Raw genomic sequence first — 24,552 nt, forward strand, 5'->3', positions numbered from 1 at the left:
GGCGGCCCTAGAAGCGCCCGCGCGACACCTCGGACGCGGCCAGCAGGAAAGCGCCGACGCCGTAGAGCTGGGTGTCGCCGGCGTCGACATGGTCTGGAGCGTAGCCGACCTGCTGCACCCAGCCGAGCTTGCCGTCGGGACCGACCGCGCGCGCCAGGGCGTTCCAGCCCCGTCGCGCCGACTGGGCGTAGCGGGCGTCCTTCAGCACGCCCTGGTTGACGCCCCAGGCCAGGCCATAGACGAAGAAGCCCGTGCCGCTGGTCTCGGGCGGGCTGTTCTCGGGCGCCAGCAGCGAGACCGACCAGTAGCCGTCAGCCTTCTGCAGCGCGACCAGCTTGGCCGACATCCGCTTGAACAGGGCTTCGTAGCGCGGGCGCGAGGGGTGGTCGGCGGGCAGGGTCTTCAGGATGTTGACGATCCCGGCATAGGCCCAGCCGTTGCCCCGGCTCCAGAAGATCTTGCGGCCCTGGTCGTCGCGGCGGTCGAAATAGCGGCTGTCGCGGAAATAGAGGCCGTGCTCCTTGTCCAGCAGCCAGTCGGTCGCGGCCCAGAACTCCTGGTCGCCATAGCGGGCGTAGCGCGGGTCGCCGGTCGCCGCCGATAGGGCGGTCCAGGTGGGCGGGGCCATGAACAGCGCGTCGCTCCAGCACCAGCGCGCCTGGCACGGCTGGTCCTCGGTCCCGTCGATGAAGGTCAGGCTGGCCTTGGGCGGATCGGCCAGGATCGCGTCGAACCGCGCCTTCACTGGCGCGATCTGGGCGGGGTCGCGATCGCGGGCGTGCAGCCACAGCCAGCTTTGGGCGATGACGTGGTCATCGGCGTGCAGCGGGCGCTTGCCCAGACCCCAGTCCTGCGCCTGGCCGTGGGCGCGCAGGGCTTGCGCATAGTCAGGATCGCCAGTCCGCTCGGCGAAGGCGGTCAGGCCGGTGTAGAACGCGCCCTGGATCCAGCCGCGCGGGTTCTGCGTGCCCGGGCGATGGGTCTGGACGTAGTCGAACCGGCCGTCCATGTGGCGCAGCTGCCAGTCGGCGACCGCGCGTCCCAGAGTCAGGGCTGAGGCGGCGACGTCGGCGCGCTCGGCGGCGGGGCGGCTGGTCGCGGCTGTCGCGGCGGCGGGGCTCGCGACCAGCGTCAGGCCTGCGAAGATCGCGGTGATGGTGGCGCGCATGATGTCGTCCCCTCCGTTGCGCCATCTGCGAGCGCTTCGCGATTGTCTTACCGGACAAAACGCAAGCTCGGCAACCGCCAAGACCAGTTTCACTCATTTGGTCTGGCCAATTTTAGTTTGCGCGTTATGGTCCCGGCAAGCCGCGCACCGACGGCGGGGAGGCGTTCGAATGATCCGGTCTTCGATGGCGATAGCGACGACTTTCGTCGCGCTTCTGGCGGTTGTTCCGGCCAGCGACGCGCGCGCGCAATCGGTCTGCCGGGCCGACCAGGGCTATGAGGGCGACTTCGACGGACGCCGCACGTTCCGCTGGAAGCCGCAGGCCCTGGCCGCCGCCAAGGCGCGTCTGTCCCAGCCGGTCTTGGCGCCCGCCTACAAGCTCCTGCTGGACCGCGCCGATCGGGCGCTCGCCGGACCGGTCTACAGCGTGGTCGACAAGAGCCGAACGCCGCCCAGCGGCGACAAGCGCGACTACATGTCGATGGGCCCCTACTGGTGGCCCGATCCGGCCCAGCCGAACGGCGAGCCCTATATCCGCCGGGATGGCGAGGTGAATCCGGAGCGGAGCACCAACGCCTTCGACGCCAATCGCATGGAGGCCATGGGCGCCGCCGTCGAGGCCCTGGCGCTGGCCTACTACTTCACCGGCGAGACCCGCTATGCGGCCAAGGCGGCCCAACTGCTGCGAACCTGGTTCCTGGACCCGGCCACGCGGATGAACCCGTCGATGACCTATGCGCAGGGCGTGCCAGGGCGCACCCTGGGACGCGCCGAAGGGGTGCTGGACACCTATCGCCTGCTGCGGGTGATCGAGGCGGTGGGCGTGCTGGCGCCCGCCAAGGTGCTGACCGCCGCCGACCAAAAGGGCCTGGAAGCGTGGTTCGGGGCCTATGCCGACTGGATGCAGACCGCTCCGACCGGCAAGGAAGAGCGGGCGGCCAAGAACAATCACGGTCTCTGGTACGACTATCAGCTGGCCAGCTTCGCCCTGTTCGCCCGCCGACCGGGGCTGGCGCGTGAGGTGTTGGCGAGCGTTGGGCCTGGCCGCATCGACCATGAGATCGCGCCGGATGGCCGCATGCCCGAGGAGCTCTCGCGGACCAAGGCCCTGCATTACAGCTACTTCGCGCTGGAGCCGCTGATCGGCATGGCGGAACTCGGTCCCTGCGTGGGCGTCGACCTCTGGGGCTACAAGGGGCCCAAGGGGCAGGGGATCCGCGTCGCCCTGGACTATCTGGCGCAGTTCGTCGGCAACGAGGCGGCCTTCCCGTACAAGGATCTGAAGCCTGAGGACGCCACCCGCGAGGCCCTGCCGCTCTATGATCTGGCCGCTTGGGCCTATGCCGACGCCGGGTTCGCGACCAAGGCGGAGATGGTCGCGGCCAAGGCCCCGACCGCGCAGAGCCGGCTGACGATCGCGCCGCTCGGGAAGTGAGCTCGTGCGCGCCGCGTGCTAGGGTCGGCCCGCCCGCCAAGGACCTCGCCCGATGAGCCAGCACCGCATCTACACGACCAGCTTCGCCAGCGTTTATCCGCTGTATGTCGCCAAGGCCGAGCGCAAGGGCCGCACCCGCGCGGAGGTCGACCAGATCCTGGTGTGGCTGACCGGCTTCAGCCCCGCCGAACTCGAGGCGCAGATCGCCGCCCAATCCGACTTTGCGACCTTCTTCGCGGCGGCCCCTGCGCTCAATCCGGCGCGGGCGCTGATCAAGGGCGTGGTCTGCGGCGTGCGCGTCGAAGAGGTCGAGGCGCCGCTGATGCGGGAGATCCGCTATCTGGACAAGCTCGTCGACGAACTGGCCAAGGGCAAGGCGATGGACAAGATCCTGCGGGCCTAAAGACTTCGGCCTTCACCGCGTGATGAGCGTCGTGTCCAGCGGACGTTCTCGTTCTTCTCGGCGAGTCGCGTTATCCGACGTCTGACTTCTGGATCGTTGTGGACGCCATGAGCACGTCGAGCTTCATCTACTGTCACGGCCTGCCGGGATCCGCAGCCGAGCTTGAGCTGTTCGGAGGTCCGGATCTCGAGGGCGCTTCTGTCGTCTGTCTCGAACGGCTGCAGGCGGGCCGCGACCATCTAGACTGGCAAGATCGGCTGCTGGCGGCGTTCGATGCGGCGCGGGCTAACCTCGATCGCCCGACCGTGCGGTTGGTGGCCTTTTCGCTGGGGACGATGTCGGCCTTGCATATCGCCGCCAAGCGCCCCGACGCGATCGAGGCGGTGGACGTGATTTCCGCCGCCGCGCCGCTCGAACTGGGCGATTTTCTTCCGCGCATGGCCGGGAAGGCGGTGTTTCAGGCGGCCGCGACGAGCCCTGGCGCGCTACGCCGGCTGGGCCACGGCCAGTCGCTGATCAACGCCATCGCCCCGTCGTTCCTGCTGAAGGTGATGTTCGCCGGCGCTGCGGCGTCCGAGCAGGCGTTGCTGGCCGACGCCGACTTCCGCGCGGCGGTGCGCGATGGGCTGACCGCGAGTCTCGGGCGGGGCCGGGCGGCTTACGAGGACGAGCTTCGGACCTATGTGCGGCCGTGGAGCCAGATCTTGTCGAGCGTCGGCTGCCCGGTGACCCTTTGGCACGGCGATGCGGATGGCTGGGCGCCGCTCGACATGGCCTACGCCCTGGCCAAGGCCTTGCCGTCCGGCGCCGCCGTGACCGAAATCGCCGGCGCCGGTCATTTCGACGCGTTGAAGCGCGCCCTTCCGGCCATCCTGCGTCAGGGTTGAGCCGCCGGCGCCTCAGATCGCCGAGCGGCGCGCCAGTTCGGTACGCCGGGCTGCGACCTCGTTGCGGGCCCGTTCGAGGGCGTCGATCTCGGTGGCGGTGAGCAGGTTGTCGATCACGCGGCCCAAGTGCTCGCGCATGGCGTTGCGGGCGCTGGTGGGATCGCGTTCCTTCAGGGCCAGCAGGATTTCCTGGTGATCGTCGATCAGCGGGCGCACGCCGACCTGCCGGGCGCGTTCCAGCATGGCGCGACACAGCGGCGACTTGTAGCGCAGGTCCCAGAGGTTCTCGACCACGGTGACGAGCGCGCTGTTGCGGCTGGCCTGGGCGATGGTGACGTGGAAGCGGCGGTCGGCGCGTTCGCCCCGCACGTTGTTGTCGTTCTCCACGACCATCTCGTCCATGATCGCGGCCAGTTCGGCCAGCTCGGCGTCGGTGATGGTGGCGGCGGCCAGGGCGGCGACCTCGCCCTCGATCAGGCGGCGGGCCTCGGTCAGTTCGAAGGCGCCGATGTCGAGCTCGGGGGCGGAAACCTCAGGGCGGGGCGCTTCGGTGACATAGACGCCCGAGCCGTGACGGGCCTCGACCAGGCCGCGAATCTCAAGCGCGATCATCGCCTCGCGCACAGTGGGGCGGCTGACCTTGTAGTCCTCGGCCAGATCGCGTTCTGACGGCAGGCGCTGGCCGGGCTTGTGAATCCCGTCACGGATCGCGTCGGCGATCGAGTTGGCGACCTGCTGATACAGTTTCTTGGTTTCGGCCGTCGAAGTGGTCATGTGTCCGCGATCCCGCCGACGTCGCGTCGGCCGCGTCCAAGCCTATTGTATGACAGGGCGCGGCGCTACCGCCGACCGCCGGCAAGTGGCAAGGCCACTAGCATCTTGTCGGATAAGTCGCTAGAAGTGGTCAGGCCACTTTACGGCTACGCTAGCTCACCAGGTCCATGCTGAAGATCATCGACGCCAAGGTCATCGTCACCTGCCCCGGCCGCAATTTCGTGACGCTGAAGATCACCACCGAAGACGGCGTGACCGGCGTCGGCGACGCCACGCTGAACGGCCGCGAGATGGCGGTGGTCAGCTATCTGCAGGACCACATGATCCCCTGCCTGATCGGGCGCGACGCGCACCAGATCGAGGACACCTGGCAGTTCTTCTATCGCGGTTCGTACTGGCGCGGCGGCCCGGTGGGCATGAGCGCCCTGGCCGCCGTCGACATGGCGCTGTGGGACATCAAGGCCAAGGTCGCGGGCCTGCCGCTGTACCAGCTGCTGGGCGGGGCCAGCCGCGTGGGCGTGACGGTCTATGGCCACGCCAACGGCGAGACCATCGAGGAGACCATCGCCGAGGCGGTCAAGTACAAGGCCCTGGGATACAAGGCTATTCGCCTGCAGACCGGCGTACCGGGCCTGGCCAGCACCTACGGCGTCTCCAAGGACAAGATGTTCTACGAGCCGGCCGACAATGACCTGCCCACCGAGAACCTCTGGTCGACCGCCAAGTACCTGAACAGCGTGCCGGCGCTGTTCGCCAAGGCGCGCGAGGTGCTGGGCTGGGACGTGCATCTGCTGCACGACGTGCATCACCGCCTGACCCCGATCGAGGCGGCGCGCCTGGGCAAGGACCTGGAGCCCTATCGCCTGTTCTGGCTGGAAGACTCGGTGCCGGCCGAGAACCAGGCGGGCTTCCGCCTGATCCGCCAGCACACCACGACGCCGCTCGCTGTGGGCGAGATCTTCTCGGGCGTGTGGGACTGCAAGCAGCTGATCGAGGAACAGCTGATCGACTACCTGCGGGCCACGGTGCTGCACGCAGGCGGGATCACCAACCTCAAGAAGATCGCCGCCTTCGCCGACCTGCACCACGTCAAGACGGGCTGTCACGGCGCCACGGACCTGTCCCCGGTGACCATGGCCGCGGCCCTGCACCTGGGGATGGCGATCCCCAATTTCGGTCTGCAGGAATACATGCGCCACACGCCCGAGACGGACGCGGTGTTCCCGCACGCCTACAGCTTCGCGGACGGCATGCTGCACCCGGGCGATCAGCCGGGCTTGGGCGTCGACATCGACGAGGCGCTGGCCGCCAAGCATCCCTACAAGCGCGCCTACCTGCCGGTGAACCGGCTGGAGGACGGGACCATGTTCAACTGGTAAGGCCAAAGTGGCTTGACATCTCTGGGCGGTCGGCGAAATTGGTCATGCCAAGCGCGCCACCGCCCTTCGTAGTGCTGCGCGGACACTTTCAAGACCCGCGCCGGCGGGCGTCGCGAGCGATCCATGCCCCTGCGTACCCGCCTGTTCCTGACTATCGCCGCCCTGGCCGCGACGCTTGCGCCGTCCGTCCAGGCGGCCGCCGCCCCCCAGGATCCGCGCGGCCCGCTCTATGCGACGGTCGCCCCGATGAACCAGACGGTCGAGGGGCGCATCCTGCCCCGGATGGCGGTGCTGCTCGACAAGCTGATGGCCGAAAAGCGCGGCATGACCCTGGACGGGGTCAAGGTCTTCGAGGCTGACGACAAGTTCCTGCCCGGCAAGATCGCCATCGGCCTGGCCTATCTGATCGTCGACACGCCGCGCACCGATCCGCGCCATGGCCAATACCTGGCGGCCTATCGTGAGATCGCCGATATGACGGTCGGCGACGTGAACGACACCTGGGGCGTCTACTACTACTGCCAGGCCTTGCTGATGCTGCGGGACGCGGGCGTCCTGGAGCAGGCGGTCTCGCCGGCCACGCTGGAAAAGCTGAAGGTCAAGCTGGACTGGCGCCGCTTCGTGCGGACCGATGACCTGACGCTGATCAACCTGCCCAACAACTACTACGGCGTGGCCTTCAGCGTCGCGCGGCTGCGCTACCAGCTGGGCTGGGAGGACGCCTCGGCCAGCCAGGCGCTGCTGGGCAAGACGCTGGATCACTATCGCAAGTACTCGGGCGCGTACGGTTTCGCCGACGAGACCGACGGGCAGGGGCGCTTTGATCGCTACAGCGTGCTGCTGATCGGCGAGATCGCGCACCGGCTGATCGAGGCGGGCATGCCCGCCACGCCCGAGGTGCGGGGCTGGCTGCGTCGCTCGGTGGACCTGATGCTTCCGCGCCTGAACCTGCGCGGCGAAGGCTTCGAGTACGGCCGCAGCATCGGGACCTACGGCGAGACGGCGTTCCTGGAGGTGCTGACCGCGGCGGCCAAGCTGGACGTGCTGACGCCCGAGGAAAAGCGGATGGGCTACGCGTTCAGTTCGCGCGTCGCCGCCCGCTACATGGACTTCTGGTTCGACCCGGCCATGGGCTCGGTGAACCTGTGGGAGCACGGCCGCCGCACCGACTCCTATCGCGGCAAGCACCGGATCCTGGGGGAAAATCTCAGCCTGGGGCGGCAGTACATCTACACCAACGCCATCTGGAACGACCTGGGCTTCAAGGATCAACCGGCCGACCCAGGCTACGCCGCGTGGCTGGATCGCCTGCCCAGGCGGACGGTCACCTGGTTCGCCAAGGGCGCGAACGACCGTCTTGTTGTCACGCTCCGCGATCCGCGTCCGGGCGGCGAGGCCCGGGTGATCGGTCTGCCGATCATCAATGGCGGGGAGGGGCAGCACATGAACTCGCCCTACTATCCGATCCCGTCGTCACCGGGGCTGCTGCAGCACGTGGCCGATGCGGCGTTTCCGCAGCTGCTGCCGCGCATCACCCTGGCCGACGGGGCCCAGCTGGCGCCCCTGGCCTACGCCAAGCGGGCGAAGGTGGCCGGCGCGGGCGCGCGCACCGTCGTGACCTATCGGCAGGACGAAATGGATCGCCTGGGTCAGAAGGCGCCGGTCGCCGACGACCGGATCGGCGTTCGCACGACCTATCTGCTGGAGCCTGGCCTGATCCGCCGCACCGACGTCTTCACGCCCCGGCCCGGTGTTTCGGTGAAGGCGGTCGACCTGGCCTTCGCCAGCTTCTCGCGGGGCGGCGTCAGCAAGGGTGGGGTCACCGCGTTCGCGAGCGGCGATGTCACGGCGTTCGAGGTCGAGGGCCTGACGTGCGAGACCCGCGATCTGAACGACGACAAGGCCTACCGATCGGTGACCGGGGCCATGACCGCCCTGACGGCCTGCACGGGCGCGCAGGACGCCAAGGGACCGATCACGGTGCGTTGGACGCTTCGCTACCGCTAGCTCACGCAGGGCCGACGCGGAACGCGCACAGCTTGTTGCCGTCCAGGTCGCGGAAGTAGGCGGCGTAGAAGGCCTGCGGGCCGTCGTCGCCGCGCACGCCGGGGCCGCCTTCGCACTGGGCCCCCAGGCTGATGGCCTTTTCATAGAGATCGTCGACCTTGGCGCGTTCATCGACCACCAGGGCGATCATCGTGCCGTTGCCGAAGGTGGCGGCTTCGCCGTCATAGGGCTTGCCGATCCCGAACATCGGCTTGCCCCAATCAGCGCCCCAGGCGCAGCCGCCGGTCGGAAACTCCATCAGGCGCTTGACGCCGATCGCACCGAACAGGTCGTCATAGAACGCCTTGGCCGTGTCCAGGTCATTGCTGCCCACCAGGGTGTAACCGATCATGCCGCTTTCTCCATCGCGTCGCGTCCTTGCAGAGTGGGCGAGGCGAGGGCTCCAGGCCACTGGAATCTGTCCGCACGCTTGCGCGCGCGGCGCTGCGCGCGGGCCCTAGCCGCGAGCGTTTCTCATGTTGTCGTTGTTTGGTGGGCCTTCAATTTGCTCTGTATCGGAGTAATGTCGGGTTCAAGACAAATAGTGATTTATATTCAGTGTCCTTTTGGGGTCGATATGCGCCAAATGGAGTGGTAGGCTATTTTCATCACCGGCAAATTTTATCGAGCGCCGTTGGCTGAGAGAAGAAGCTAAGCTTTAGATCCCGCTCGTCAGGCTGGAGCGATGCATGCCGACCTATCTATTCTATCCCCGGCGCGCCGACGGTGTTTCCCTGACCTTCATCGCGGAGGGGGCTGACAACGATCTCGACGCCCTGGAATTGGCGTCCGATATCGCGGCGGCGCATGACTGCGCGGGCGTGTTCGTCTGGGAGGCCGCCGCCGACAGCGGGCGCGACCGATTTGTCGGCGAGGTCGATCGTCAGTCGCGGGCGCCCCATTCCGCATCGACTCCCGTATCAACCCCCGCTGGGGCCAGCGCCGAGGCCTGACCCTCGCACGGGGGCGTCCCTGCGTCCTTCGAGGCGCGCTTAAGGGCGCGCACCTCAGGATGAGGGCTTCAGCAACAGTGTTCCTCATCCTGAGGTGTGAGCCGAAGGCGAGCCTCGAAGGACGCGCGGCGGCTGAAATCTCACCCGGCGCAGCGCCCCCTCCGTCACGCCGCCTCCGGCGTCGCGCCACCTCCCCCGTTCCACGGGTGAGGAGGAAGCCACTGCCTTCCTGCCCCGCTTGCGGGGGAGGTGGCGCGCGGCGCAGCCGCGTGACGGAGGGGGCGTCCCTGCGTCCTTCGAGGCGCGCTAAGGAGCGCGCACCTCAGGATGAGGGGTTCAGCAGCAGTGTTCCTCATCCTGAGGTGCGAGCCGACGGCGAGCCTCGAAGGACGCACTGCGGCTGAAAGCTCACCCGGCGCAGCCGCGTGACGGAGGGGGCGTCCCTTCCCCCGCCAAGGCCATGGAGAGGCCGCGACTTCAGTCTAGATCTGACCTTCGAAGGTGGACGTCTGACCACATCGGCGTTAGCGGTAACACTGGGGCCCGCGGAGGCCCGATGGGGGGAGCCGCCATGCCAAAGTTGAAAGCCCTGCGCTGGTGGATCATCAGCCTGGTGATGCTGGGCGCGATCATCAACTATCTGACGCGCTCGACCATGGGGGTGGCGGCGCCGACGCTGCTCAAGGACCTCGGCATCTCGGTGACCGAGTATTCCTGGATCACCAGCGCCTTTCAGCTGGGGATCATGCTGCAGCCCATCTGCGGCTATATCCTCGACACCCTGGGTCTGCGCACCGGCTTTGCGGTTTTCGCCGTGGCCTGGTCCTTGATCGCCATGGCGCACGGCCTGGCCAACAGCTGGCAGGGCTTTGCGGTGCTGCGCGGCTTCCTCGGCCTGGCCGAAGGCTCGGCCCAGCCGGCGGGGATGAAGACCGTCGCGATCTGGTTCCCGGCCAAGGAGCGTGGCTTCGCCGGCGGCGTGTTCAACATCGGCGCCTCGATCGGCTCGGTCCTGGCGCCGCCTCTGGTGGTCTGGGCCGTCCTGACCTGGAACTGGCGGGCGGCGTTTGTGCTGACCGGGGCCATGGGCCTGGTCTGGGTCGTGCTGTGGCTGGCCTTCTACCGCTCGCCCGAACAGCATCCGTCGATGACCGACGAGGAGCGGGCCATGATCGCGGCCGGGCAGGAGGCCCATCTGGAGGCCGTCGCGGCGCGGCCTTCGATCGTGTCGATCCTCAAGCAGGGGCAGTTCTGGGGGATCGCCCTGCCGCGCTTCCTGGCCGATCCCACCTGGGGAACGCTGGCGTTCTGGGTGCCGCTCTATCTGTCTCAGACGCGCGGCTTCGACCTGAAGCAGATCGCGCTCTTCGCCTGGATGCCGTTCGTGGCCGCCGATCTTGGCTGCATGGCGGGGCCGGTGATCGCCATGTTCCTCCAGAAGCGGGGCGTGTCGCTGATCAATGCGCGCCGCATCGCCTTCACCCTGGGGGCGGTGCTGATGACGGGCATGATGTTCGTGGGCAAGGTCGAGAGCGCCTACGCCGCCATCGCCCTGCTGTGCCTAGGCGGCTTCGCCCACCAGACGCTGTCGGTGACGGTGATCACCATGGCCTCGGACCTGTTCCGGCGGAACGAGGTCGCCACCGTGGCGGGCCTGGCCGGGATGATGGGCAATCTTGGGCTGCTGCTGTTCTCGCTGCTGATCGGCGGGCTTGTGGCCAAGGTCGGCTATGACCCGTTCTTCATCGCGCTGGGCGTGCTCGACATCGCCGGCGCGGTGCTGCTGTGGACCCTTGTCAAAGACCCCGCCGCTCCCGCCAAGGCCGCCGCATGAGTAACGACCTGATCCGCAATCCTATCTTGCGGGGGTTCAACCCCGATCCCTCGATCGTTCGGGTCGGCGAAGACTATTACATCGCCACCTCCACCTTCGAGTGGTTCCCGGGCGTACAGATCCACCATTCGCGGGACCTGCGAAACTGGCGCCTGATCGGCAGGCCGCTGCGGCGCGCCAGCCAGCTGAACATGATGGGCGACCCGGACAGCTGCGGCGTCTGGGCGCCGTGCCTGACCTACGCCGACGGCCGGTTCTGGCTGATCTTCACCGATGTGAAGCGCTATGGACGCACGACGGTCGGCGGAGCCTCGGGCGCCTCGCTGCGCGACTTCCACAACTATCTCGTCACCTGCGAGACCATCGACGGCGAGTGGTCGGACCCCATCCATCTGAACAGCTCGGGCTTTGATCCGTCGCTGTTCCATGACGATGACGGCCGCAAGTGGCTGCTCAACCAGCTGTGGGATCATCGCCCCGGCCGCAACCGCTTCGCCGGCATCGTCCTGCAGGAGTTTTCCGTCGCCGAGCAGCGGCTGGTGGGCGAGCGCAAGGTGATCTTCGCAGGCACGTCGATCGGCCTGACCGAAGCGCCGCACCTCTACAAGCGCGACGGCTGGTACTATCTGCTCACCGCCGAGGGCGGCACCGGCTGGGGCCACGCGGCGACGCTGGCGCGGTCGCGATCGATCGAGGGCCCGTACGACCTGCACCCCGACACCTATCTGCTCACCGCGCGCGATCGCCCGCACGCGCCGCTGCACCGCGCCGGCCACGGAGACCTGGTCGAGACCGCCGACGGCCAGACCTACATCGTCTATCTCTGCGGACGGCCGCTGCCCGGCCGGGGGCGCTGCGTGCTGGGACGCGAGACCGCCATCCAGAAGCTGACCTGGGACGCCGACGGCTGGCCGCGCACGCTGGACAGTTCTGGCGATCCCACCTTGGAGACGCCGGGGGCGGGACTGGTCGACCAGCCCTGGCCGCTTGCGCCGCTGCGCGAAGATTTCGATGCGGCTGACCTGCCGATCGACTTCCAGTGGCTGCGGACGCCGTATCCGGAGACGATCTTCAGCCTGACCGCGCGACCCGGTTACCTCCGCCTGTGGGGGCGCGAGAGCCTGGGCAGTGTCTTCACCCAGGCGCTGGTGGCGCGACGCCAGCAGGCGCACTGCTATTCGGCCGCGACGATCCTGGACTTCGAGCCCGCCCACTTCCAGCAGGCGGCGGGTCTGGTCTGCTACTACAACGCCTCGAAGCTTCACTACCTGCACGTCAGCCACGACGACGCGGTCGGCAAGCACCTGCGGGTCATGACCTGCACGCCTGACAGCCCCCAGGCCGACAGCTTCACCGCGCCGATCCCGCTGGCGGCGGGCCCGATCGAACTGCGCGTCGAGGTGGATTTCGAGCGGCTGCGTTTTGGCTTCCGGCAAGACGGCGGCGACTGGCGCTGGTTGCCTGAGGTGTTCGACGCCTCGATCCTGTCGGACGAAGCCACCGCGCCGGGCGCGCCGAACTTCACCGGCGCCTTCGTGGGCATGGCGTGTCAGGACACGTCGGGCATGGGCGCGCCGGCGGACTTTGATTGGTTCGATTACCGGGAACGGGCGTACGCGGCGCGCGCGCCGGCCTGATCAGAAGGTCAGATGCGTCAGCCGCAGAGCGCTGACCAGCCCTAGCCACAGATACAGCGTGAGCGCCACGGGCAGCAGCCGGCGCATGACAAAGGCGCTGAGGTCGAAGCTGATCGCTAAGTCGGCGGGAAGCATGATCGCGGCTTAAGGGGCTCGGGTTCGAACGGACGGACTGAGGGGCCGGAAGCGGCCGACGAAACGCTGAACGAGGACTGGATCCGCACCTTGGCCTTCAGACGCGAAGGGCGCTGGCCGGAAAGAGAACCGGCTGTCCTGCCCGAAGGACGTGGCCAGCCGGTTCCACAAAAAGGTGTCGGACGCGGTGGGGTGCGCCGAGTAGGCGAGACTTCTAACGAGTCCGCCTCCATGGCAACGCACCACGCTGTCACAGGACTGCGACAAACCGGCGCAGGCGCCGATCTTTTAAGCATCCAGGCCGTCAGGACACGGAAATCGGTGTCATGATCGACGCTGGCGACGTGTCGCTCCACCCCTCCGCGTCGATCACGAACGATACGCGATGACGAATATCGGCGGACGAGGCGCCGATCATCAGGTCGATCCGCCCCTTCTGGATCCGCCAGCGCCCGTTGTCCCAGAACGCGCATTGGCGCGCCGAGAGGGTGAAGGTCAGGCGTCGCGTCTCGCCCGGCTTGAGCGTCAGACGGCGGAAGCCGCGCAGTTCCTTGACGGGACGCGCGACCGCCGCGACCGGGTCACGCATGTAGAGCTGCACGACTTCGTCGGCGGTGACCTTGCCCGTATTGGTCACCGTCACGGTCGCCGAAACGGTTTCACCCGCGCCCAGGGCGGCCTTGTCCAGCACGAGGTCGGAATAGGCGAAGCGGGCATACGAAAGGCCGTGACCGAACGGATAGACCGGGCCGATGTCCAGGTCGTGATAGCGCACGGTGTCCTTGGCCAGGTCGGGGTCGGCCGGTCGACCGGTGGGATAGTGGGCGTAGGTCTCGGGCAGGCTTCCCGAAGCGCGCGGAAGGCCCATCGGCAGGCGGCCGGCGGGGGAGACGTCCCCCAGGAGGATGTCGGCCAGGGCGGGGCCGCTTTCGACGCCCAGCAGCCAGGTCATCAGCGCGGCCGGCGCCTTGGCCAGCAGGTCGGGAATGGCCAGGGGGCGGCCGCCCATCACCAGCAGCACGACGGGCTTTCCGGTCGCCAGGATCGCGTCCGCCAAGGCCTTTTGGCCGCCGGGCAGGGAGAGGTCCGAACGGCTGCGGGACTCGGCGCTGTGGTCGAAGTCCTCGCCGACCACCAGCAGGGTGACATCGGCGGCCTTGGCGGCCTCCACGGCGGCCGCGACGCCCGACAGGTCGTCCGTGCGCGGCGCAGCGCCGGGGACATAGACGACGCCGGGCAGGCGGGTCTTCAGCGCCGAGACCAGGGTGACGGCGTCGGTCTCCTCGCCCCGGGCCTTCCAGGACCCGATGGCGCTGCGGGCGTCGTCGGCCAGGGCGCCGACCACGGCGACCTTGGCGCCCTTGGCCAGCGGCAGCAGGTCGCCGTCGTTCTTCAGCAGCACGACCGCCTTGCGGGCGGCGTCGCGGGCGATGGCGCGGTGCGGGGCCGAGACCATGACGGTCTTCTCGCGCGCGACGTCGCCGAAGCGGTAGGGGTCGTCGAACAGGCCCAGGCGCGCCTTGGTCATCAGGATGTGGGTGACGGCCTGGTCGATCAGCGGCAGCAGGCCTGGATCCTCTGCGACGGCCGTCTTCAGATGCGCGGCGTAGACACCGCCGGCCATGTCCATGTCGACGCCCGCTTTCAGCGCCAGGGCGGCGGCCTGCGCCAGGGTCTCGGCGACGCCATGCGCCATCAGTTCGGAGATGGCGTTCCAGTCGCTGACGACGATGCCGTCAAAACCCCACTTGTCCCGCAGCAGCCCGCGCACGAGGGCGGCGTTGGCGGTGGTCGGCACGCCGCCGATGTCGTTGAAGGCCGTCATGAACGATCCCGCGCCGGCCGCCTTGCCGGCGGCGAAGGGGGGCAGGATCACCTCATGCAGCGTGCGTTCGGAGATGTCGGCGCTGTCGTAGTCGCGGCCGCCCGCCACCGCGCCATAGGCGCCGAAGTGCTTGACGCAGGCCAGCACCGTGTCGCGGCCGGCCAGGTCCTTGGTCTGGAAGCCCTCGGTCTGGGCGATGCTCATGACCGAGCCGAGATAGGCGTCTTCGCCCGAGCCCTCGACCACCCGGCCCCAGCGCGGGTCGCGGGCCACGTCCACCATCGGCGCAAAGGTCCAGTGCAGGCCCGCGACGCTGGTCTCGACCGCCGCCATGCGGGCGCAGGCGCGGTAGGCGTCGGGATCGAAGGTCGCGGCCATGGCCAGCGGGACCGGATAGAGCGTGCGATAGCCGTGCACCACGTCGATGGCGAACAGCAGGGGAATCTTCAGGCGAGACTCCTCCACCGCCACCTTCTGCAGGTCCCGCAGGAACTGGGCGCCCGCGACGTGCAGGTATGAGCCGACCCCGCCCTTGCGAACCAGATCCAGCGCCGCAGCGTCGATCCTTGAGTTCAGCGCCTTCTGGCGGCCGCCGGGCGGCTGGTGCATCTGGCCGATCTTCTCGTCCAGCGTCATCCGCGACAGCAGGTCCTGGACCTTGCGCACGTGATGGCCGGCGAGGGGTTGGGCATGGCCGGCGCGCGGGGCCAGAAGGGTCGTCGCCAGGGCCAAGCCGCCCGCCATCACATTACGCCGCGTCGTCATCCCATCCCTGCCTGTTCTTGTGGTCGCGCCCTTGGTGGGCGTGAAAGTGATAGCGCTGTCATGCAGGCTGCGCCACCACGACCTTGGTCTCGGGTCCAGGTGTTAACGAGCGGCTTGCTTGGCCTTGAAGAAGTCTCGCAGCACATAGAAGGCTGGCTTGCGGCGACCGGTCGGCGAGAGCAGGCCCTTGCGGTTCCAGCCCTGCTGATAGATCGGATGCTGGCGGCGGGGGCTGCGGAAGTCCTTGAGGATCCAGGGCGAGATTCCGCGCAGGGTCGGGGCCTTGTCGGCCATGGCCAGGGTCTTCTCGTAGTACCTTGTCTGGAAGTCCTCGGAGAACTTGCGCATCAGCGCCGGGTCGCTGAAGCCGGCCAGGGCGTCGGCCCCGAACTCGGAGAACACCATGGGCTTGTCGGTCGCGCGCCAGGTCATGGCGGGCAGGGCGTCGAGCGCATCGTTGCTGTACCAGCCGTTGTAGGTGTTGGCCGCCAGCACATCCAGCTTGTCGGCCAGCGGATCGTTGAGACCCATGACCACCTGACCATCGACCGTCTTGCGATCCGTCAGAAGGGCGGCGGTGACCAGGCGGCTGTCGTCCAGGGCGCGGACGTCATCGACCAACTGGTAGAGGAAGCGATTGCGAAGCTCGGTGATCGGCGTCTCGTTGGCCACGCTCCACAGAATGATCGAGGCGCGGTTGCGGTCGCGGCGGATGTTGTCGGCCAGCATGCCGCGGGCCAAGGCCAGGGTGCGTGGATTGCCGAAGTCGACCAGCCAGTAGACCGGGATCTCGCTCCAGACCAAGAGGCCCATCTCGTCGGCGACGCGGGTCATGATCTCGCTGTGCGGATAGTGGGCCAGGCGTACGAAGTTGCCGTGCAGGCCCTGCTTGACCTCGGACAGCAGCGCCCGTGCGCCGGCCTCGGTGATCGTGCGCGCCGGGGCCTCGCCAAACTCCTCCTCGTGCACCGAGATCCCCCGCAGGAAGATCGGCTTGCCGTTGAGCAGGATTTCCGAGCCCTTGGTCTCGATCGTGCGGAAGCCGACCCGATCGGTCAGGCGATCCTCGCCGGCCTGCACAACCACCTCGTACAGCCGGGGCGTCTCGGGCGACCAACGCACCAGGGTCTTGGGCGCGGTGGTCGAGGCGCTCAGCATCCCGTTGGCGTCGGTCTTTCCGACCAGTTCAACGCCCAGTTCGCCGATCCGCACACGCACTTCTTCGCCAGCGGCCTTGGCGCCGTCGAGCTTGATCGTGGCGATGATCTTCCCATCCTTGGACAGCCGCACCCAGGCCTCGTCGACAAAGGTCGCCGGCGTGACCACCAGGCGCATGGGCCGGGTTATGCCGCCATAGTTCTCCCAGTCGGTCACGGGCGGGGGGACGCCATCGGCCTGGGGCGTGGAGTCGACCCCGACGGTGATCTGGTTGTCTCGCGCGCGCAGGATGTCGGTGACCTCCATCGAGAACGGCGTGAAGCCGCCCTCGTGCTCGCCGACCGCCTTGCCGTTCAGATAGACCTTGGCGGTGTAGTTGACCGCCTCGAACCGCAGGAAGGCCCGCTGACCCGGCTTCAACGGCGCGGCGTCAAAGCGGCGCTGGTACCACATCAGGCCCTGGTAGTGCCGCAGGGTCGGATCATGGCCGATCCAGCCCTGAGGCAGGGTGGTCATGGCGCTGCGGTCCATGTCGTATTCATACAGCGCGTTCGGCCGCGCGCGGGTGACGGCGTCGACATCGACATCGTCATAGCGCCGGTGGCCTTCGCCCGCCGGGCCCCGGTGGAAGCCGGCCAGACCGTCCCGGTACGGATCGACCGAGTAGCGCCAGGTTCCGGAAAGATCGACGCCCTCGCGGGTGTCGGCCCGGGTCAGGGTGGGTGTGGAGGCGTTCCCCACGGTCGGCGCCAACAGCATCAGCGCGCCGATCACGCCGGCCAGCTTCGTCCATCCCATGCCCATCGCGTCCTCCTGCCGCCATTCGGCGTGTCCGGACTGTTGAAGCATGACAAGTGGCCAGGGCGCAACCAAAAGTGGTCAGACCAATTTGGGCAAAAGAAAAGCGGCCCGATCGGATGACCGGGCCGCTCGTCTTCAGAGTGTCGCCAGACCTTAGAAGGTCTTGCGGACCGTCACACCGTAGGTGCGCGGGGCGTTCGGATAGCCGCTGTAGCTGCCGTCCTGGGCCACGGTCGGGAAGGTCGAGATCAGGCCGTTATCCTTGGTCAGGTTGCGGGCCCACAGCATGACTTCGATCTGCTTCATCGTGTTGGTCACGCCGATGCTGGCGTTGACCACGTCCTGACCCCAGGTGGAGAGGTTCGGCGGGGTGGTTTCGGTCAGCTGCGTCTTGCTGGCGTGGTCGTACTCGACGCGGGCATAGGCCTGATAGTCGCCGAACTGGTGGTTGACGGTCGCCGAGGTGGAGAACGACCACTTCGGAATGCCCGCCGGAGCATCGCCCGTCAGGTCGCGGAAGTTCGGACGACGGCCGGTGGTCGGATCGACCGGGCAGCGCACGGTGTCGTAGGCCACGCAGGCCGCGCCCGTGAAGCTGTCGTACTTCGGATCCAGGTACGTCACGGCCGCCGACAGGTTCAGCCAGCTGGTCGGGCGCCAGGCGCTGTCGATCTCGAAGCCCTTCACCGACTGCTCACCCGCATTGACCAGGCTGTAGCCCAGGCCCGTAAAGGCGTTGGACTGGAAGCCCTTGATCGACTGCTGGAACACCGCGACGTTGGCGTAACCACCCGGGAAGTTGGCCTTCACGCCGGCTTCCAGGACATCCACGTCTTCCGGATTGGCGCTGCGGCCAACGCCGTTGGCGTTCGGCGGACGGCTGTCGGACGACAGGTTGTAGGCGCCCGCCTTCCAGCCCGTCGAGTAGCTGACATAGGCGTTGACGGCGCCGAAGTCGTAAGCCGCGCGGAGGGCGTAGGTGATCTTGTCACCCTTCAGCTGACCCGACTCGTTGGCGTTCGGGTAGTTCACCGGGCCGTGGTTGGTGGTGTTGCCGTAGAAGAACTGCAGCGCGCCCAGGGCGCTGTAGATGTTGCCCGGCAGGCCCAGGGCGGTGAACTGCGGCACGGCGCCGAGGTTCAGCGCCGAGAAGGGGTCGTTCATGGTTACGAGCGACTTGGCCTTCTTGCTGTCCTTCAGATAGGCCAGACCACCCGTCAGGGTCAGGTTCTCAGTGACCTGGTAGTCGAACTGGCTGAACAGCGACAGGGTGCGCTGGTTCATCTTGTAGTAGTCGTCGATGCCCTGACCAGCCTGGAAGTAGGTGGCGCCCGGACGGATCGACGGCGTGACCAGGCTCTGCAGGAACTCGATCGCATACAGGTTCGAACGACCGGTGAGGGCCGGACGCAGCGTCGGCGGCAGGGCGCCCAGCAGGGTGGGCGGAACGCCGCCGGCCAGGGCGTCGGCGAACGCGCGGATGTCCGTGCCGTAGCTGACGGTGCGGCCGGTATCCAGGCGCTCGTCCTGGAAGAAGGCGCCGGCCAGCCAGTTGAACGGACCTTCGCTGTTCGAAGCCAGGCGGATTTCCTGGGTGAACGTCTTGATCTCGTTGGCGGTGCGGTTGTTGGAGATGTCGGCGCCGGTGAAGTCGATGTCCTGGAAGGACGAGTTCTGCTGGTTCCGGTAGGCCGTGATCGAGGTCATCTTGGCGAAGCCGAGATCATAGTCGACCTGACCCGAGAAGCCGCGACCCGACAGGTCGTTTTCCGGGTCGGTGTTGAAGATCACATTGCGGTCGAAGACCTTGGTCGTGTCGCTGATCGGCTTGCGCAGCACGCCGCCGATGGCCAGGGTGGCCGGGCCGTTGAAGATCGAGCTGACGCCGCAGCAGCGCTCGGTGATCTCGTTGTAGTCGGCGATGAAGCGCATCGACAGCTTGTCGGTGGGCTCGATCAGCAGGTCGCCGCGGATCGACCAGCGGTTACGGTTGTTGACGTCGTTGCCGGTGGTCAGGTTGGTGAACAGGCCGTCGCGCTTGTTGTAGCTGCCCGAGACGCGGACGGCGACGGTGTCGCTGAGCGGACCGGTGATCGTGCCCTTCAGCTGCTGGGCGTTGTAGTTGCCGTAGCTGCCTTCGATCTTGCCGCCGAATTCGTACTGCGGCTTCTTGGTGACGATGCTGATCGCGCCGGCCGACACGTTCTTGCCGAACAGGGTCGACTGCGGGCCGCGCAGCACTTCGATGCGTTCCACTTCGGGCAGGTCATCCAGGGCCGCGGCCGAGCGCGAGCGATAGACGCCGTCGATGAACACGCCCACCGAGCTTTCGATGCCGTCGTTGCCGTTGCCGTTGCCGAAGCCGCGGATCACGAAGTTCGTCTGGCCGGTCGCGTTGAACTGCGAGACCTTCAGCGAGGGAACGACCGATTGCAGGTCGATCAGGTCGCGGACCTGAGCGCGTTCGATCGTCTGCTGACCGGTGACGGCGACCGAGATCGGCACGTCCTGCAGGGTCTGTTCGCGCTTGGTGGCGGTGACGACGATTTCCGAGATCGAGTTGTCGGTGGAGGATTGGCTCTGGGCCAGGGCCGGCGAAGCAATGGCGAGCGCCAGGGCCGAGACCCCCAGCAGGTGGACGTTTCTCATGAGATACTCCCTGATTTTTTATTATAGGCCGCGCGGCTTCCCGACCCGCCTCGAGCAATTACGGATTTCTTTTGGGGAAGAGCGGACGTGTTGACGTTGGGTAAGGACGATCCTGGCCAGCCGAGCGCACCGTTCAAGACGGTCGCCTTGGCCTGGCCGTGGATGAGGACGCTTTGCGTCATGTTATCGCCCCAGCACGCGCGAGCTTGCATCTCGAGCGTTGCAGATCCGAACTTAACATGGTCTCGATATTCTAACGCAAGTTAGAATTTATCGGATTGATCCCCGCCGCGTTACAGCGGAGGTTGGCGTAACGATGCTCGATCGGCGCGAGAACCGACGGTGTCGCGGAGGAGAGCTCGCTTGGCGAAGGGCGAAGACCCTGGCGTTCTGATCGAAGAGGTCAGGCCCCTGGCGCAAAGTCAGAAGTCGATGAAGAAGCGCGAGGCGATCCTGCGCGCGGCCATCGAGATCATCAACACCAAGGGCTTCGCCGCGGCCACCATGACCGACATCGCCGCCGCGCTCGATCTGCGCGACGCGGCGCTCTACTACTATTTTCCCAACAAGCAGGCCCTGGCCTATGCCGGCCACCAGCGTTCCCTGGAGCGCTTCGAGGCCATCCTGAGCACGATCGAGGCCGACGGCGGCACGGGCCTGTGCAAGCTGCGGCGGTTCCTGCACGCGGTGCTCGAGGACGGCGTCGTCAACGGGCCCCAGCTCTATTTCGGCGATCATTCCTATCTGGACGCGGCGCAGCAGCGTGCCATCGACAGCTGGACCGGGCGGCTGGCGCGGAAGCTGGAGCGCATTCTTGAGGAGGGCATGGCCGACGGCACGATCGCGCCTTGCGAGCCGCGGCTGGTTGTCCAGCTCCTGGTCGGCATGCTCATCTGGCTGACCAAGTGGACGCCGACGACGCCCGGGCTGACGAACGAGCGCCTGCTGGAGGCCATCGAGACGACGGCCCTTTCCGGCCTGGCGCGATCTAGCTGATCCCCAGAGCCGCCCTGGCCTTGCGGGTAAGCTTGGCGGCCACGAGGGCGTGGGCCGTCGCCAGCCAGTCGGCCATCTCCGCGTCGTCCTCGGCGGCCATGTCCGCAAACCAGACCCACCGGGCGCGCGCCAGATAGGGCGCGGGCTTGGCGCGGCCCGACTCGGTCAGCACCTCGAAAGCGACGTCCGAGGCCTTGAACGAGAAGCTGTCGCCGGCCGCCGCGCGGACGGCGAACATCTTGTCGGCCACCTTGAACACGTGATTGTCGCCCCACTGGATCGAGAGGGTCGCGCCCGGCAGGGCCAGGCACGCCTTGTCGAACGCCTCGGGCGTCATCAGCCCTCGACGCCCAGGCCAATTGGGCAAACGACGCCCGTGCCGCCGATGCCGCAATAGCCGTTCGGGTTCTTGGCCAGGTATTGCTGGTGATAGTCCTCGGCGAAATAGAACGGCCCGGCCGGGGCGATCTCGGTCGTGATCGTTCCAAGCCCGCGCGCCGAAAGCGCCTGCTGATAGGCGGCCTTCGACTCGGCGGCGGCGGCGGCTTGCGCGTCGTTCGTCACATACAGGCCCGAACGATACTGGGTGCCGATGTCATTGCCCTGGCGCATGCCCTGGGTGGGATCGTGGTTCTCCCAGAAGGTCTTCAGCAACGCCTCATAGGTGACGACCTTGGGGTCGAACACCACCAGCACCACCTCGGTGTGGCCGGTGCGGCCGGTGCAGACCTCTTCATAGGTCGGGTTGGGCGTGATCCCGGCGGCGTAGCCGGCGGCGGTCACATAGACGCCCGGAACCTTCCAGAACACCCGCTCGACGCCCCAGAAGCAGCCCATGGCGACGATCGCCGTCTCCAGGCCCTCCGGATAGGGACCCTTCAGCGCGTTGCCGTTGATGAAGTGGGTCTGCGCCGTCGGGATCGGCGCCGCGCGGCCGGGCAGGGCCGTGTCGGCGGAGGGAATCTCGAGGGTCTTGTTGAGCGACAGCATGGCGGGCCTTTCGCGGCGGATAACGCTTTGGGGCAGATATAGGCGCGGTCGTCGACGCTTTCATCCCGTAACGTGCTTGCTACCGGCGAGCCCCTGAGTATATTGCGCGCCTTCCCGCGCCGGGGGTCTCAACCACCCCCGACTCGAGTGCGCTGGTGAGGTGGCCGAGTGGTTGAAGGCGCACGCCTGGAACGCGTGTATAGGGGAAACTCTATCGAGGGTTCGAATCCCTCTCTCACCGCCACTACTTTCCAATGAAATCAAAGGCTTGATGGGCGTTCGGGGCGTTCGGGGCGTTCGCCATTCGGCGTCGAACCCGCTGACGCCCTTTGTCTGGTTCTATCTGGGACCGGGCGTTCCCCGGGGCGGTCGGGCCTTTACCTCAATGCGTCCTTCGAGGCGCGCTCGGGCGCGCGCACCTCAGGATGAGGTGTTCAGCAACAGTGTTCCTCATCCTGAGGTGCGAGCCGTAGGCGAGCCTCGAAGGACGCAGGGGCGGTGGGCCCCTTCATCCGCCTCAGCAGATTCGGCCCGACTGCGGGCCCGCCCTAAAGCCCCAGCTTCGCCGCGATCGCCGACCAGGGCACGAGCTTGAAGTTCTGGGTCTGGGGTGGGGAGATGTTGCGGCCGTCCTGGGCCACGAAGGCGCCGGCCTCAAGACCCGCGCCGAGCGAGGCGCTGCTGACGTCCAGGCCGTCGGTCTCCGAGATGCCGTCGATGCCCGTCTCGCCGTTCGCGCCGACCGTGAAGCTGCCGACATAGGCGTTGTCGCCTTCGCGGCGGAACACGGCGTAGGTGTTGTCGCCCTGGCTGGACAGCACCAGGTAGCCCTTGCCCTTGGGCTGACGATAGAGGCCGATGCCTTCCAGGTCGGCCTTCAGGGCGGGGTGCTCGCCGATGCGGGCGATGGCCTTGCGGGCGGTTCCGGCGCTGGCGTCGGCGCCCAGCTTCCAGAGGGCGGCGTCCTCTTCGGCGACATAGAGCGCGCCGGTCTCGTCGTCGGCGACGCAGCCCTCGGTCTGGGTGTCGAACTTGACGTCGCGCACCGGCTTGGCGGCGACCTTGCCGGTCTTGGTGGCGGTCAGGCTGTACTGCCGCACCAGGCCGTCCGGATCGCTGACGAACACCGAGACCCGGCCCTTGCGGTCCTGGTACAGGCACAGGCCGTAGGGATCCGAGAGGCCGCTGGCCTGCACGCCGTCGGCGACATTGGTCAGCAGCCGGGTGTCGGGATCCAGCGTGTAGAGCGCGATCGCGCGATGGGTTCGGTCGCTGGCCGCGACCAGGGTCACCGTCTTGCCGCCGAGCTTGAAGCCGTTCCGCAGGTCGACATTGTTCATCTTGCCGTCGGGCAGGTACTGCAGCGGCTTGCCGGCCAGGTCATAGACCAGGATGCCGCCCTTCTTGTCGGTGGCGATGATGACGCTTTTGGCCGGATCGGTGGGGTGCGCCCAGATCGCTGGGTCGTCGGCTGCGTCGCCGTCGTTGCTGACCGGCTCGGTCTCCATGGTGGGGCGCACCAGGGCCAGTTGTTTCGGGGGGCGGGCCGCGTCGGCCTGGCCCATCGGCAGGTTCAAGGCCTTGGCGACCTCGGACCAGCCCACGACCTTGATGTCGGGGTTGTTGTTGGCGTCGTTGGCCACCAGCAGGACGCCGCCGGGGAACTCGGTCCCCACGCCGGCGCGGGTCGCAAAGAGGCCGGCCGCTTCCTCGATCGCCGGGCCGCCGTTGCGCTCGAGCCGGAAGGCGCCGATCCAGCGGTCCTTGGCGTTGCGGTCATAGACATTGTAGTCGCCCGCGCCGTTGTTGGCGGCGATCAGGAAGCTGGCGGACGGGCCGCCGTCGACCAAGGCCAGACCGCCCACCTCGCTGGCGATCCGGCCCAGACGATTGATGTCGACGATGACGGGGATCGGCTCGGCTTCGGGATCGGCGTCATAGCGCCAGACGCCGACGTCCTGCTGGGCGACGTACAGCGCGCCGGTGTTGTCGTCGGCGACGCAGAACTTGGCTTCCGACGACAGGCGCAGGCGACGCACGACGCGGCCGTCGAGCTTTCCGTCCGCCACCGGATAGAGCAGCCACTGGTCCAGTTCGCCGTCGCGGCCCATGGCGTAGGCGTAGAGCGCGTTGTCGCGCGCGCTGCGATAGAGGCACAGACCCTCGCCCGAGAAGCCCAGCTTGATCTCGCGGGCGTCGACCGGCGTCACCGCGCCGCTGGCGTTGTCGCGCGCGAACAGACGCAGGCGGCCGGCCTGGCTGTCCAAGGCGGCGATGAGCGTGCGCTGCTGGTCGGCGCGGGCGTCCACGGCTTGGATCTCGCCGCCAGGAACCGCCATCAGCGGCTGGCCATCGAGGCCGAAAAACTCAAGACCGCCCAGGTCGCCGCTGGCGGCGATCACCCCGCCGTCGGCGCGCTTGGCGTCCGGAATGAAGACGACGCCGTTGGCGCCGCCACGCGTCAGCGGCGTGGTGGCGCGCGTGACCTGCGCCGAGGGCGTGGGCGAGGCGGTGCTTTGGGCGACGGCGGCGGAAGCAAGGCTCAGCGCCAGCAGGCTGCTAGCCAGGAAAAATCGGTACATGACGTCCTCGCCGCGCGCTGTCCCGAAGGGACAAATGACAGTTTATGGGGGCTTTAGACGCAGTGCATGTCATTTCTGTAACAGCTGACTGTATTGAAACTGACATGAAAATGCAGTCGCTCCGTCATCCGACTG

General features: G+C 67.5%; 20 protein-coding genes, 1 tRNA gene and 1 pseudogene. 10 read left to right on the top strand and 12 right to left on the bottom strand.

The window, feature by feature from the left end:
* Positions 1-7 precede the first annotated feature (7 nt).
* Positions 8-1,168 (bottom strand): glycoside hydrolase family 88/105 protein, encoded by a 1,161-nt coding sequence (locus CA606_RS04840; RefSeq protein ID WP_096052152.1) that lies wholly within the window; start codon positions 1,166-1,168, stop codon positions 8-10.
* A gap of 169 nt (positions 1,169-1,337) precedes the next feature.
* On the opposite strand from CA606_RS04840, the gene CA606_RS04845 reads away from it, so the two are divergent.
* The 3 genes from CA606_RS04845 (at position 1,338) to CA606_RS04855 (ending at position 3,893) form a co-directional block, all read left to right on the top strand.
* Positions 1,338-2,603: an alginate lyase family protein gene (locus CA606_RS04845; protein ID WP_096052151.1), complete on the top strand. Its 1,266-nt coding sequence runs from the start codon at positions 1,338-1,340 to the stop codon at positions 2,601-2,603.
* Between the two features lie 52 nt (positions 2,604-2,655).
* A complete protein-coding gene (locus tag CA606_RS04850) occupies positions 2,656-3,006 on the top strand; it encodes a DUF2200 domain-containing protein (RefSeq protein WP_096052150.1) in 351 nt (116 codons plus the stop codon).
* 107 nt (positions 3,007-3,113) lie between these two features.
* A complete protein-coding gene (locus CA606_RS04855; RefSeq protein WP_096052149.1) occupies positions 3,114-3,893 on the top strand; it encodes an alpha/beta fold hydrolase in 780 nt (259 codons plus the stop codon).
* A gap of 12 nt (positions 3,894-3,905) precedes the next feature.
* Here the strand turns inward: CA606_RS04855 and CA606_RS04860 are convergent, their stop codons facing one another.
* Positions 3,906-4,667 (bottom strand): FadR/GntR family transcriptional regulator, encoded by a 762-nt coding sequence (locus CA606_RS04860; protein ID WP_096052148.1) that lies wholly within the window; start codon positions 4,665-4,667, stop codon positions 3,906-3,908.
* 167 nt (positions 4,668-4,834) lie between these two features.
* On the opposite strand from CA606_RS04860, the gene manD reads away from it, so the two are divergent.
* Both manD and CA606_RS04870 read left to right on the top strand, forming a co-directional pair.
* Positions 4,835-6,046: a D-mannonate dehydratase ManD gene (gene manD / locus CA606_RS04865; protein WP_096052147.1), complete on the top strand. Its 1,212-nt coding sequence runs from the start codon at positions 4,835-4,837 to the stop codon at positions 6,044-6,046.
* Positions 6,047-6,169: 123 nt separating this feature from the next.
* Positions 6,170-8,053, top strand: coding sequence for a hypothetical protein (locus tag CA606_RS04870; RefSeq protein WP_096052146.1), 1,884 nt, complete (start codon positions 6,170-6,172; stop codon positions 8,051-8,053).
* A gap of 1 nt (position 8,054) precedes the next feature.
* On the opposite strand, the gene CA606_RS04875 is transcribed toward CA606_RS04870, so the two are convergent.
* Positions 8,055-8,444 (bottom strand): VOC family protein, encoded by a 390-nt coding sequence (locus CA606_RS04875; RefSeq protein WP_096052145.1) that lies wholly within the window; start codon positions 8,442-8,444, stop codon positions 8,055-8,057.
* Positions 8,445-8,781: 337 nt separating this feature from the next.
* Here CA606_RS04875 and CA606_RS04880 point away from each other — a divergent pair, with 337 nt between their 5' ends.
* On the top strand, positions 8,782-9,045 hold the full coding sequence (locus CA606_RS04880; RefSeq protein WP_181242790.1) for a hypothetical protein: 264 nt from the start codon (positions 8,782-8,784) through the stop codon (positions 9,043-9,045).
* Positions 9,046-9,229: 184 nt separating this feature from the next.
* Here the strand turns inward: CA606_RS04880 and CA606_RS19930 are convergent.
* A pseudogene (locus tag CA606_RS19930) lies at positions 9,230-9,340 on the bottom strand (hypothetical protein); the annotation flags it as partial.
* A gap of 261 nt (positions 9,341-9,601) precedes the next feature.
* Here CA606_RS19930 and CA606_RS04885 point away from each other — a divergent pair.
* On the top strand, positions 9,602-10,879 hold the full coding sequence (locus tag CA606_RS04885; protein ID WP_096052144.1) for an MFS transporter: 1,278 nt from the start codon (positions 9,602-9,604) through the stop codon (positions 10,877-10,879).
* The gene (locus CA606_RS04890) at positions 10,876-12,516 is read left to right on the top strand and encodes a glycoside hydrolase family 43 protein (protein WP_096052143.1); all 1,641 of its coding nucleotides are present in this window, start codon (positions 10,876-10,878) and stop codon (positions 12,514-12,516) included. The genes CA606_RS04885 and CA606_RS04890 overlap by 4 nt, the downstream gene beginning before the upstream one ends.
* Here the strand turns inward: CA606_RS04890 and CA606_RS04895 are convergent, their stop codons facing one another.
* The 5 genes from CA606_RS04895 to CA606_RS04915 all read right to left on the bottom strand — a co-directional run bounded on the left by CA606_RS04895 (position 12,517) and on the right by CA606_RS04915 (position 20,031).
* Complete coding sequence (locus CA606_RS04895) at positions 12,517-12,651, bottom strand: hypothetical protein (protein WP_096052142.1); 135 nt, start codon at positions 12,649-12,651, stop codon at positions 12,517-12,519. It lies immediately after the preceding gene.
* Between the two features lie 304 nt (positions 12,652-12,955).
* The gene (locus CA606_RS04900) at positions 12,956-15,241 is read right to left on the bottom strand and encodes a glycoside hydrolase family 3 N-terminal domain-containing protein (protein WP_096052141.1); all 2,286 of its coding nucleotides are present in this window, start codon (positions 15,239-15,241) and stop codon (positions 12,956-12,958) included.
* Between the two features lie 102 nt (positions 15,242-15,343).
* Complete coding sequence (locus CA606_RS04905) at positions 15,344-17,248, bottom strand: glycoside hydrolase family 2 protein (RefSeq protein WP_233282182.1); 1,905 nt, start codon at positions 17,246-17,248, stop codon at positions 15,344-15,346.
* A 105-nt stretch (positions 17,249-17,353) separates the two neighbouring features.
* Complete coding sequence (locus CA606_RS04910; RefSeq protein ID WP_096052140.1) at positions 17,354-19,849, bottom strand: TonB-dependent receptor; 2,496 nt, start codon at positions 19,847-19,849, stop codon at positions 17,354-17,356.
* Positions 19,846-20,031 (bottom strand): hypothetical protein, encoded by a 186-nt coding sequence (locus CA606_RS04915; RefSeq protein ID WP_096053866.1) that lies wholly within the window; start codon positions 20,029-20,031, stop codon positions 19,846-19,848. The genes CA606_RS04910 and CA606_RS04915 overlap by 4 nt, the downstream gene beginning before the upstream one ends.
* Positions 20,032-20,212: 181 nt before the next feature.
* Between CA606_RS04915 and CA606_RS04920 the strand changes: the two genes are divergently transcribed.
* Positions 20,213-20,845 carry a TetR/AcrR family transcriptional regulator gene (locus CA606_RS04920; RefSeq protein ID WP_096052139.1) on the top strand — a complete coding sequence of 211 codons (633 nt, stop codon included), beginning with the start codon at positions 20,213-20,215 and terminating at the stop codon, positions 20,843-20,845.
* Here the strand turns inward: CA606_RS04920 and CA606_RS04925 are convergent.
* Both CA606_RS04925 and msrA read right to left on the bottom strand, forming a co-directional pair.
* Positions 20,838-21,182 carry an MmcQ/YjbR family DNA-binding protein gene (locus CA606_RS04925; protein ID WP_096052138.1) on the bottom strand — a complete coding sequence of 115 codons (345 nt, stop codon included), beginning with the start codon at positions 21,180-21,182 and terminating at the stop codon, positions 20,838-20,840. The two genes, CA606_RS04920 and CA606_RS04925, sit on opposite strands and share 8 nt — an antisense overlap.
* Positions 21,182-21,835, bottom strand: coding sequence for a peptide-methionine (S)-S-oxide reductase MsrA (msrA, locus tag CA606_RS04930; RefSeq protein ID WP_096052137.1), 654 nt, complete (start codon positions 21,833-21,835; stop codon positions 21,182-21,184). Before msrA ends, CA606_RS04925 begins: the two co-directional genes overlap by 1 nt.
* A gap of 154 nt (positions 21,836-21,989) precedes the next feature.
* On the opposite strand from msrA, the gene CA606_RS04935 reads away from it, so the two are divergent.
* Positions 21,990-22,079 (top strand) — tRNA-Ser (locus CA606_RS04935).
* A 304-nt stretch (positions 22,080-22,383) separates the two neighbouring features.
* Here the strand turns inward: CA606_RS04935 and CA606_RS04940 are convergent.
* Positions 22,384-24,417 (bottom strand): phytase, encoded by a 2,034-nt coding sequence (locus tag CA606_RS04940; RefSeq protein WP_096052136.1) that lies wholly within the window; start codon positions 24,415-24,417, stop codon positions 22,384-22,386.
* Positions 24,418-24,552 lie beyond the last annotated feature (135 nt).

It is taken from the genome of Caulobacter vibrioides (assembly GCF_002310375.3).
Classification (GTDB): Bacteria; Pseudomonadota; Alphaproteobacteria; order Caulobacterales; family Caulobacteraceae; genus Caulobacter; species Caulobacter vibrioides_D.